The sequence below is a fragment of the Oleiphilus sp. HI0117 genome (assembly GCF_001635235.1).
The window spans coordinates 1-1,043 of the sequence record NZ_LWGA01000021.1; the positions used below are offsets into that span (position 1 = coordinate 1).

Annotated in this window: 2 protein-coding genes and 1 pseudogene; all 3 read left to right on the forward strand. The window is 44.4% G+C overall.

Annotated elements, in window-relative coordinates; translation table 11 throughout:
* Positions 1–131 (forward strand): annotated as a pseudogene (locus tag A3757_RS00520) (30S ribosomal protein S14); the annotation flags it as partial.
* A 101-nt stretch (positions 132–232) separates the two neighbouring features.
* Complete coding sequence (gene rpsH / locus A3757_RS00525; protein ID WP_068508541.1) at positions 233–625, forward strand: 30S ribosomal protein S8; 393 nt, start codon at positions 233–235, stop codon at positions 623–625.
* A 9-nt stretch (positions 626–634) separates the two neighbouring features.
* A partial coding sequence (gene rplF, locus A3757_RS00530) for a 50S ribosomal protein L6 (protein WP_068738960.1) occupies positions 635–1,043 on the forward strand: 409 nt, incomplete at its 3' end.

Below are 1,043 nucleotides of genomic sequence, written 5' to 3' on the forward strand. Positions count from 1 at the left end.
GACTTAGAAATCGCTGTCAAGTGACAGGTCGACCACATGGCGTATACCGCAAGTTCAAACTTTCACGAATTAAATTGCGTGAACAGGGAATGAGTGGTAATGTGCCCGGCCTGAAAAAAGCAAGCTGGTAATACCAGTAAAGAAACGTTGGTAAGTACCATAACAAGCTGGTGGGGTTTCCTTCCGGCTTGTTTTTGATACTGCACAACTAAAAAGACTAGGAGTTCATACGATGAGTATGCAAGATACGCTTGCGGATATGTTCACACGTATTCGTAATGCACAGATGGCTGAGAAGCAATCTGTCACAATGCCTTCTTCTAAAATGAAGGTGTCAGTACTAGAAGTATTAAAGTCAGAAGGTTTCATCGAAGGCTTTAACACTGATGGTCAGGTAAAAGCACAGGTAACTGTTGATCTTAAGTATTTCGAAGGCAAGCCAGTCATCGAAGAAATTAAGAGAGCTAGCCGTCCAGGTCTACGCCAGTTTAAAGGTAAAGACGAGCTGCCAAGCATTCGCGGTGGTTTGGGTGTTGCCATTATTTCAACTTCGCAAGGTGTGATGACCGACCGAGCTGCGCGTAATGCCGGCATTGGTGGCGAAGTAATCTGCACAGTTTTCTAGGAGAAGGGCATGTCTAGGGTTGCTAATAGTCCAGTTCAGCTTCCTTCCGGTGTAGAAGTTAAGCTAACTGAGCAAGAAATTGAAGTAAAGGGCGGTAAAGGCACTTTATCTTTGGATCTTAATTCTGTTGTTACTGTAACGCAGGAAGGTTCAGAAATTAAATTTGCTGCTAAAAATGGCAGCAAGTTCTCACGAGCGATGTCTGGTACGACTCGCGCGTTGGTAAACAACATGGTTACTGGTGTAAGTACTGGCTTCCAGAAAAAGCTACAGCTAATCGGTGTTGGTTATCGTGTACAGATGCAGGGCAAGAAACTAAATCTGTCATTGGGTTTTTCTCACCCAGTCGAATACGAGCTTCCTGAAGGTATTAAAGCTGAAGCTCCATCACAGACCGAGATTGTTTTGTCAGGCGCTG